Origin of the sequence: Chryseosolibacter indicum, assembly GCF_018598585.1 — a bacterium.
In the GTDB taxonomy this organism is placed as follows: domain Bacteria; phylum Bacteroidota; class Bacteroidia; order Cytophagales; family Cyclobacteriaceae; genus Chryseosolibacter; species Chryseosolibacter indicus.
In genome coordinates, this window is record NZ_JAHESD010000016.1 from 85,815 (window position 1) to 94,591 (window position 8,777).

The following is an 8,777-nucleotide window of genomic DNA, read 5'->3' on the forward strand; positions in this document are numbered from 1 at the left end:
ATATATTTCTTAAATAATATAAATGAATGAACATTCATTTATATTTGCCTTATGCGGGTTCGCGATGAAAATAAAGAGCTCTCGATAAGAGAAAGGGCAGTTGAAATGCTTGTTGCAGAGGGTTTTGATGGGCTCAGTATGCAGAAGCTTGCAAAGGTGGCTGGTGTTTCACCTGCGACAATCTATATCTACTTTAAAGATCGCGATGACCTCATTATCCAGTTATGGGTCGGAGAGATGAAAAGAATGATGCACGCAACACTGGAAGGATTTGATCCTAATATGTCTTTTGAAGAGGGATTGAAAGTTCAGTGGTTGAACAGAGCTAAATTTTATATTGAAAATCCTGCTACCGCGCATTTTATGGAGCAAATTAAGTATTCGCCGTACTATGAAAAATGCAGGGGAAAAATAGATAAGAAGTTTTTGAATGCAATGGGTGAATTTGTTCATAATGCGATAAAAAGAAAGGAGTTGGTAAAACTTCCATTAGAAATTTATTGGGCCATAGCTTTTGCACCACTATATCAACTCGTAAAACTTCATATGTCTGGAAGAGGAATGAGTGGTCTCGAAAAATTTGAATTGGATGAAAAGACAATGAACCAGACATTAAAACTAGTTATCAAGGCATTAAGACCTTAACTAACATTAATTCCAGAGATGTATGTATTTAGAGCCTGTTTCCGAAATACTGATTTTTAAAACCAATATTTTAGACATTCAAGATATTGAAAAGGTGGCTTCTGTTTTAGATGCGGATGCCAGAGTCAAGAAGTGGAATGTTGATCGTGAGGATGTGGACCACGTATTACGTATTCAATCAGATTGTTTAGATTGTAGACACATCATTGAACTTGTTCACAAATGCGGCTATGAGTGCGAAGAGTTACCTGATTAAATAATTAATATGCAAAAAACATTTTCCCCTTACCAAATCTTCATTATTACCATACTTACAATAACTCAGTTTACCGTTATACTCGACTTTATGGTTCTTTCACCTTTAGGAGCCATTCTTTTAAAAGAGTTAAGTATAACAACAGCTCAGTTTGGAATGGTGGTGTCTGCATACGCTTTTAGCGCAGGTGCATCAGGACTTTTAGCAGCGGGGTTTGCTGATAAGTTTGATAGAAAAAAGTTACTTCTGTTTTTTTATATAGGCTTTATTATTGGCACTGCACTTTGCGCAATAGCTACTGATTACATCTTTTTATTGACGGCGCGTATTATTACAGGCTTGTTTGGAGGTGTTATTGGATCAATCTGCTACGCAATAGTGACAGATTTATTTAAGATAGAAGTAAGAGGGCGGGTAATGGGTTTCTTACAAATGGCCTTTGCTGGTAGTCAGGTGCTAGGCATACCCACAGGGTTGTATTTTGCCAACTTGATGGGGTGGCATTCGCCTTTCTGGCTTATCGTATTACTCAGTATTGTGATAGCATTGGTAATAGCAGTAAAGATGAAGCCGATAGACTCGCATCTTAAACTGCAAAAGAAGGTAAATGCATTAAGTCACTTAGGAAAAACTATTTCTCAAATACAGTATCTGAAAGCTTTTGCAGCAACAACATTGCTTGCAACAGGTGGGTTTATGTTAATGCCATTTGCCAGTACTTATAATGTGAATAACATGGGAATAAATCTGGATGATCTGCCACTTCTGTATATGGTAACTGGCGTATGTTCTATGGCTACAGGACCTGTTATCGGGAAGTTAAGCGATAGCAAGGGAAAATTTACGGTATTTCTATTTGGCTCGATTCTTACGATTATAATCGTTCTTATTTACTGTAACCTTGGCCTTACACCATTATGGGGCGCAATGCTTATAAGTATATTTATGTTTATTGGTGTTTCATCACGGATGATTCCCTCACAGGCCTTGTTGTCTGCTGTGCCATCTCCACAAGATAGAGGTGCTTTTATGAGTATAAATTCATCGGTAATGCAAGTGTCCGGAGGTATTGCAACCTTTATTGCCGGAACGATAATCGTACAGCGAGATTCAGGTTATCTTGAAAATTATGATAGGTTGGGATACGTTGTGTCTTCGGCTATGGTAATTAGCGCGATTATGATCTATTACCTGAATGGTTATGTAAAGGCAAAGATCGCCAAAGAATCAAAGCCAGCGGTTGAAGTCGGAGCGGCATAAATAAAAGTAAAAAAAAATATCCCGCGGACGGCGGGATATTAGAATCCTCATTCAATTTTATCTGTAACTAAAATTCACGAGGTACAATCAACCTTTCTTTCAACTCACTAAACCTCGGTGAATAAATAGATTACGTTGAATTGATAAAATTTTCGTGGGACTAGACATGGTACCTCCTTTCTTTTAGTTTAACATAAGCAGCAGCGGTACTTTTCAATCAAATTATGAAGTTCGGTTGCGGCCGATAACGTCCGTTATCCAAAATACAACGCCATCAACTTTAAAATCGTTTGGTATAAGAAAGAAATATTTAGAGTTTTACCAAACACCGATTTGTCCTTTATCAACAACATGACCGGAAGATATGAGCATGGTCATTATAAATATGTCTTTAGCTTCCGTTTTAAGATGTTTGGAAAGTACTTCAATAAGAGATAATTGAATCTGTTTTACGCTCTCTTCATTCCAGATGGTTGGGAGGTATAGGTTAACCATTATTGGATAGGAATTTCCGAATTGGCTAAAATCTGTAATAATATTTATTGTAATGTCATTACTTTCTATACCGATTTCCTCGGCCCAAGAATCGATTATTTGTTGACCTGACGAGTGTATATCTTTTTTAGATAGAATAGTAGCAACTGGCATAAGTATAAATTGAATTTTTAAATAGTTAGTTAAATCACTCGCCCTAATTGAATCAACTCTTTTTTAAAATACAAGTAAGAACTAATTTAAAGGGTTTATTGTACAATTGCTGTATGGATTCAAATACGATACGCTACATTATAATTGCCATAGCTACAATTTCTTATCTCTTTGATCAGCTCCTGGATTATATTAATCTTAAAGCACAAAGGACAGACATTCCGGCAGATATTGCGGATTTTTATGATAAGGATAGATATCTCACTTCGCTGAAATATCACAGGGAACTAACCCAGTTTTCGTTTATTACTTCTGCGTTCAGCTTTATCCTGTCAATCATAATCTTATCATTAGGAGGGTTCGGATGGTTGGATAGTTTATTACGAGGCTATTTTGACAATGAGATCATATTAGCATTGGCATTTTTTGGAATATTGATGTTTGCATCCGATGTGTTTACGATTCCCTTTCAATTATACGGTACTTTTGTTATCGAGGAGAAGTATGGTTTCAATAAAACGACATTGAAGACGTTTTTTATGGATAAGCTGAAAGGCTATTTCTTAGCGGCTTTGATAGGAGCCCCGTTGGTGTCTTTGCTTATTTATCTTATCCAGGTGATTGGACCTAATTTCTGGATTTGGTTCTCAATTGTTGCCTCCATATTCATTCTTTTCATGAATATGTTCTATACCTCGCTTATTCTTCCTTTATTCAATAAGCTTACTCCACTGCCTGACAGCGATTTAAAAAGAGCGATTCAGGATTTTGCCAGTAAAGTTAAATTTCCTCTGGATAATATTTTTGTTATAGATGGCTCAAAACGATCGAACAAAGCAAATGCTTTCTTTGCTGGTATTGGTAAGAAAAAGAAAATAGTTCTTTATGACACGCTTATTCAAAAGCACTCGACAGAAGAACTTGTTGCCGTGCTGGCGCATGAAGTGGGCCACTTCAAGAAGAAGCATATCGTTTGGGGATTTGTATTATCATTGATACAAGTATTCTTTACCATGTTTATTCTCTCACTCATGGTATACAATTCCAATGTTTCGGCTGCTCTTGGTGCTGAAACCCTGGCTATTCATGTTAATCTAATTGCCTTCACTATTCTTTTTACGCCAATATCAGGAATAACCGGACTGTTGATGAGTATTTACAGCAGAAAGAATGAGTTTGAAGCAGATGCTTACGCGAAAGAGACGTATGGCGGTGATGCTTTGTCAGTAGCTTTGAAGAGGTTATCTGTTGATTCCCTAAGCAATCTATATCCTCACCCGCTTTATGTGTTTTTTCATTATTCGCATCCGCCCTTATTACAAAGATTAGAAGCTTTAGATAAATAACATAAAGCGATAGCTTCTTGATATGGTTAAAGAGATAACGCGTTTTCCTGTAACACTACTACTCATTTCCATTAACGTATTATTCTTTGTTGTACTTGCAATAAAACAAAGAAGCGTTATGATGGATACGAGTGCTGATGTACTTGCTATTCTTAATGCAGGTGCAAATCTTAATCCCCTTACACTGGGAGGAGAGCCATGGCGAATCCTCTCTGCCATGTTCCTTCATTTTGGAATTGTCCACCTTGTAGTAAACATGTATGGACTCTGGATCTTAGGTACGATGATTGAAAGAGGCGTAGGATCTGTACGTTTTGCAATCATATATTTTATTTGCGGCTGTGCAGCAAGCATCGCGAGTTTGTTTTTTAACATCTACATTATCAGTGCTGGAGCATCAGGAGCAATTTTTGGACTATATGGATATCAGCTCGGGGCAGAATTAATTGGAAACTTTAATGACCGCGAGAGACTTAAAATTGTACTTATAAATTTTGCAGTATTTATAATTATAAACACGTTCATTGCAGGTCAAGTAAGTGTTGATATGGCTGGACATATCGGGGGTGGTATTGCAGGGTTGATACTAGCTTTTTGCCATTTTCAGCTTGGTGTACTAAAGAACCTTACCGCCTTAGTTGTTGCGCTGGCGTTAATACCTCTCACACTATTTGCTGTTCCGCAACACCAGCTTTCGTACTATAGGATTTTTACTCGTGTTGTAAATCACGAAAAATACATTGATAAACTATATCTCGAAATTAAAGATGAGCATGCATTAGCCGATAGTTTAAAAAATGTTAGTGCAACATGGAGAAGTATCGATTCATCCTTACATGATTTACAATCAGTGCCGAATGAAATCATTCAAGACACGGCTGTACTTAGCAAATACATCTCACTTCGAAAGCAGGAGGTTGACTATAGAATCAATTTGCTTGAGCGAGAGTCTTACATATACCTGGACAGTTTGGAGCAGTTACCCACGAAGTTTAATTCACTTCCTAAACTTAAGTATGTTTTAAACTATCACTTAGCACCTGAATCAGAAGCAGAGGAGGTTGATTCTACATCCCTTAATCTTCCTGCATTAGAAACCACAAGGGTATTTTATGATAAAGATTGGAAGGAGATCGATAATCCTCAAGGTGCAACATATTACAGAATAGGCTCTAAAGATTCTCTGGGACGGTGGCAAGGACCAGTGAAAGACTTTTATCGTGATGGAAATATTCAGATGAAGGGAAAGTATGTTAATAATCTTCGTGATGGCGTTTTTATATACTACAGTGATCATGGTACGTATTCTTCAGCGGGCCGTTATGAAAAGGAGCGTGCAGTAGGTAAGTGGGAGAACTTTCATTGGAATGGCACACTTCAAAGTGAAGTGATATATGGGACAGAATCATTTACTAAGAATGTCTGGGATTCGCTTGGCAATGCGCAGGTTATAAACGGAAGCGGAAAATTTCAGAGATGGCATGCTAATGGAACACTCGCGGAAGAAGGTCACTATGAAGGAGGGAAGCGTGAGGGGTACTGGTATGGGTACCACTCTAATGGGAAACCATATTTTAAGGAATTATATCGTGATAACCGCCTGATTAACGGTGTATCAGAGGGATTAGATGGAAAGCGTTATGTATATGATCAATTAAGTGAATTTCCATTTCCTGAGTTAGGTCTTGAAAAATACCGATCGTATTTAGAGAAGAATGTACGAAAACCGAATGGAGAGAATACTCCTCAGGGTGTTGTTAAAGTTCTATTTAATGTAGGAGTTGACGGAAGTGTGTGGGATTTTGTAATCATGGAGAGCATCTCAGTTGCATGTGATAATGAAGCAATCCGATTAATTAAGGAAGGCCCTGCATGGAGGCCAGCCTTACTGCATGGCGACAAGAAGATACAATCACAAGGTTATATGGAAGTAGCTTTTTAACTTTTTATATAAATGACTCGAATATTTCCAATACCAAATCGGGGTTGGTAATGTGAGCCGTTTTGATTCCCACCTTATCTGCGCTTTGAATGTTGAGTGCGTTATCATCAAGGAATAATGTTTGAGATGGGACGAGCATATTTTCTTCCAATACCTGGATAAATATTTCTGGTTCTGGCTTGCGTTTTTTCATACGCTGTGAGTAGTATGCTTTGTGAAAATAATTGTCAAGCAAACGCTCACCAGTAATACCATGCAAGATGGTATTATTTATATAGTCAAGATGGATATTATTTGTATTACTCAGCAAAAAGACTGAGTAAGATTGCTGAAGGCGTTTAAGTAAGTTAAGTTTTACTAAAGGAATTCCGAGTAACATAGCATTCCAGCACCTGTCTATTTCGTGATCGGCTACAATAACGTTATAGGCGGTCCTGATGAAATTCCTGAATTCACCATCGTCTAAAAGTCCTTTTTCGTAAAGATCAAACTCCGGCGATGAACCAAAAATACGTTTAACAGTGTCCTTATCTATTTTGGATAACTGACTAAAGGCACTAAGGGTGTGATCAACAGAAAGGTCAAGGATAACTCCCCCCAAGTCAAAAATTAAATTTTTAATAGAAGCGTCTTGCACTAAAAAAATGATTGTGTTTTCATCAGCAAATATGTAACATTGCACCTCATTTTCAAACGGACCTCATTTATAATGCTGGTTAGTTGAAAAGGGCCTTTAGCTCAGCTGGTTAGAGCACCTGACTCATAATCAGGGGGTCGGGGGATCGTGCCCCTCAAGGCCCACAAAAGGACTTCAGACCGAAGTCCTTTTTTATTTTTAGCTATACTTATTAGTATTAGCCATCTTTTACCGGAAATCTCCAAAATTGATGCAGAAAGAAACAAGGCGGGTGTTATTACAGATAGGGTTATTTATCATCACTTTTATTACTACTACTCTGGCTGGAACCGAGTGGGCCTACGGTCGATCGATATTTGTCCCCGGTTATACATGGGACGATTTTACAAAAGGTTTTTCGTTTTCTGTTCCACTTTTACTTATTCTAACTGTCCATGAATTTGGTCATTACTTTACAGCAATGTATCACAAGGTAAAAGCATCATTACCGTACTATATCCCTATTCCGCCTATTCCGTTTTTACCCTTATTTTCCATAGGTACTTTTGGTGCAGTAATTCGCTTGCGGAGCAGGCCCTACAGTAATTTGCAAAATTTTGATATTGGCCTTGCAGGGCCATTGGCTGGATTTGTAGTGGCAGTAGCTTTGCTTATCTATGGCTTCTCTACGTTACCTCCTGTAGAGTATGTTTTTCAGTTTCACCCTGAATATGAACAGTTTGGTGCGAATTACGCTGAACATGTTTATACCGCTGAATACATGAAGGAGCACAAAGGAGTAGTTGACGTTCAAATAGGTAAAAACCTTCTTTTTCTAATTGCTGAGCAATTTGTTGATGATCCATCACGCATTCCTAATGCGCATGAGCTGATGCACTATCCTTTATTGATGGCTGTGCTCATTGCGCTTTTCGTTACAAGTCTTAACCTTTTGCCCATAGGGCAACTTGATGGAGGTCACGTGGTTTACGGACTTTTTGGATTTAAAAAGCATAGGATAATAGCTTCGGTGTTTTTCATTGCCATCATGTTTTATGCCGGTATAAATAATCCTTATATACAACTATCTCTCCCAAAAGGAGAATTGCTTTTGAATACAATCCTTTACGTTTTCTTTTTATACTTTTCTTTTTTGGGATTAGGGCTTAAGCGAAGAGATACTATTATGTGTGCATTGATAATTGTAGCAATTCAATTTCTAATGATGATAATGGTTCCGGAAGTTGAAGGTTACTCTGGATGGCTACTGCTTGGCTTTCTCTTGGGCCGGTTTATAGGAGTACATCATCCACCATCTGAAATAGAACAACCACTTGACGCCAAAAGAATTACATTGGGATGGTTTACGTTACTTATATTTGTTCTCTGCTTTACACCAATGCCTATTAGCGTTGAAGTGTTTATTGAGCAATAACAATTTTGTATGTTTTAGTAACTGTAGCTCTTGTTAATTTTAAAAGATATAGTCCAGGAGCTCTATTTAGCTGTACAAATGTTTTATCGTTGTGTGTTTCTGATTGAAAGCTCACAGGAACACCGGCCAGGTTGATAATTTCTAATTTGTCGTAGAAGCCTTCAATGTAAAAACCTCCTGGGTTAGGGTTAGGATAAATGGCTATTTTAAGTTGCTCTTCTACCCCTACTGTATTTTCGCGTATAGTGCCCTTGCCAAAGACTGGCCTGATCATTAGGCTTCCTGTAAAACTTACGTTCTGATACCAGAACCCATTTGTGTTAACAAATATTTTATTTCCAGAATCATTATTAACATCCAACCCGACTAATGCTCGTCCTGTTGTTGGTTGTCTCCATCCAATATAGAACTTTGATTCGTTAATTAATAAGGCCGGAGTAAACCGGACCAGCTGAAAGGTGTTTAAGGATGGTTGATTGATTACCCGTGAAGAAATGGTTTGCCATACTTCTCCGGGCTTCCCATTGTCATCATGGAAGATATTAAAACTTATGCTTTGATTACTACTTATGCCGTAAGGTGGAAAATAGATTTCAAATCCTATTAGAGTATCGTATGGAGCAAGCATA

General features: G+C 37.8%; 9 protein-coding genes and 1 tRNA gene. 7 read left to right on the forward strand and 3 right to left on the reverse strand.

The window, feature by feature from the left end:
• Positions 1-51 precede the first annotated feature (51 nt).
• The 3 genes from KK060_RS09670 to KK060_RS09680 are packed head-to-tail and all read left to right on the forward strand — an operon-like array spanning position 52 to position 2,161.
• Entirely contained in the window at positions 52-645 is a 594-nt protein-coding gene (locus KK060_RS09670; RefSeq protein ID WP_254153514.1) for a TetR/AcrR family transcriptional regulator, read from the forward strand.
• A gap of 22 nt (positions 646-667) precedes the next feature.
• A complete protein-coding gene (locus KK060_RS09675) occupies positions 668-901 on the forward strand; it encodes a hypothetical protein (RefSeq protein WP_254153515.1) in 234 nt (77 codons plus the stop codon).
• Between the two features lie 9 nt (positions 902-910).
• On the forward strand, positions 911-2,161 hold the full coding sequence (locus KK060_RS09680; protein WP_254153516.1) for an MFS transporter: 1,251 nt from the start codon (positions 911-913) through the stop codon (positions 2,159-2,161).
• 318 nt (positions 2,162-2,479) lie between these two features.
• Here KK060_RS09680 and KK060_RS09685 read toward each other — a convergent pair whose 3' ends face one another.
• Positions 2,480-2,809: a hypothetical protein gene (locus KK060_RS09685; protein WP_254153517.1), complete on the reverse strand. Its 330-nt coding sequence runs from the start codon at positions 2,807-2,809 to the stop codon at positions 2,480-2,482.
• 113 nt (positions 2,810-2,922) lie between these two features.
• Here KK060_RS09685 and KK060_RS09690 point away from each other — a divergent pair, with 113 nt between their 5' ends.
• Both KK060_RS09690 and KK060_RS09695 read left to right on the forward strand, forming a co-directional pair.
• On the forward strand, positions 2,923-4,155 hold the full coding sequence (locus KK060_RS09690; RefSeq protein WP_254153518.1) for a M48 family metallopeptidase: 1,233 nt from the start codon (positions 2,923-2,925) through the stop codon (positions 4,153-4,155).
• Positions 4,156-4,177: 22 nt separating this feature from the next.
• Positions 4,178-6,097 carry a rhomboid family intramembrane serine protease gene (locus KK060_RS09695; RefSeq protein WP_254153519.1) on the forward strand — a complete coding sequence of 640 codons (1,920 nt, stop codon included), beginning with the start codon at positions 4,178-4,180 and terminating at the stop codon, positions 6,095-6,097.
• A gap of 4 nt (positions 6,098-6,101) precedes the next feature.
• Here KK060_RS09695 and KK060_RS09700 read toward each other — a convergent pair whose 3' ends face one another.
• Positions 6,102-6,779 (reverse strand): HAD family hydrolase, encoded by a 678-nt coding sequence (locus KK060_RS09700; RefSeq protein WP_367397475.1) that lies wholly within the window; start codon positions 6,777-6,779, stop codon positions 6,102-6,104.
• 45 nt (positions 6,780-6,824) lie between these two features.
• Here KK060_RS09700 and KK060_RS09705 point away from each other — a divergent pair.
• Positions 6,825-6,898 (forward strand) — tRNA-Ile (locus KK060_RS09705).
• A gap of 86 nt (positions 6,899-6,984) precedes the next feature.
• Positions 6,985-8,148, forward strand: coding sequence for a site-2 protease family protein (locus tag KK060_RS09710; protein ID WP_254153521.1), 1,164 nt, complete (start codon positions 6,985-6,987; stop codon positions 8,146-8,148).
• On the opposite strand, the gene KK060_RS09715 is transcribed toward KK060_RS09710, so the two are convergent.
• Positions 8,135-8,777: T9SS type A sorting domain-containing protein (locus KK060_RS09715; RefSeq protein WP_254153522.1), on the reverse strand; the 643-nt coding region annotated here is incomplete at its 5' end. The genes KK060_RS09710 and KK060_RS09715 overlap by 14 nt on opposite strands.

Coding starts and splice junctions, on each gene's coding strand:
- KK060_RS09710 (WP_254153521.1), top strand. CDS start 6,985: ATGCAGAAAGAAACAAGGCGGGTGTTATTACAGATAGGGTTATTTATC.
- KK060_RS09685 (WP_254153517.1), bottom strand. CDS start 2,809: ATGCCAGTTGCTACTATTCTATCTAAAAAAGATATACACTCGTCAGGT.
- KK060_RS09680 (WP_254153516.1), top strand. CDS start 911: ATGCAAAAAACATTTTCCCCTTACCAAATCTTCATTATTACCATACTT.
- KK060_RS09675 (WP_254153515.1), top strand. CDS start 668: ATGTATTTAGAGCCTGTTTCCGAAATACTGATTTTTAAAACCAATATT.
- KK060_RS09690 (WP_254153518.1), top strand. CDS start 2,923: ATGGATTCAAATACGATACGCTACATTATAATTGCCATAGCTACAATT.
- KK060_RS09695 (WP_254153519.1), top strand. CDS start 4,178: ATGGTTAAAGAGATAACGCGTTTTCCTGTAACACTACTACTCATTTCC.
- KK060_RS09670 (WP_254153514.1), top strand. CDS start 52: ATGCGGGTTCGCGATGAAAATAAAGAGCTCTCGATAAGAGAAAGGGCA.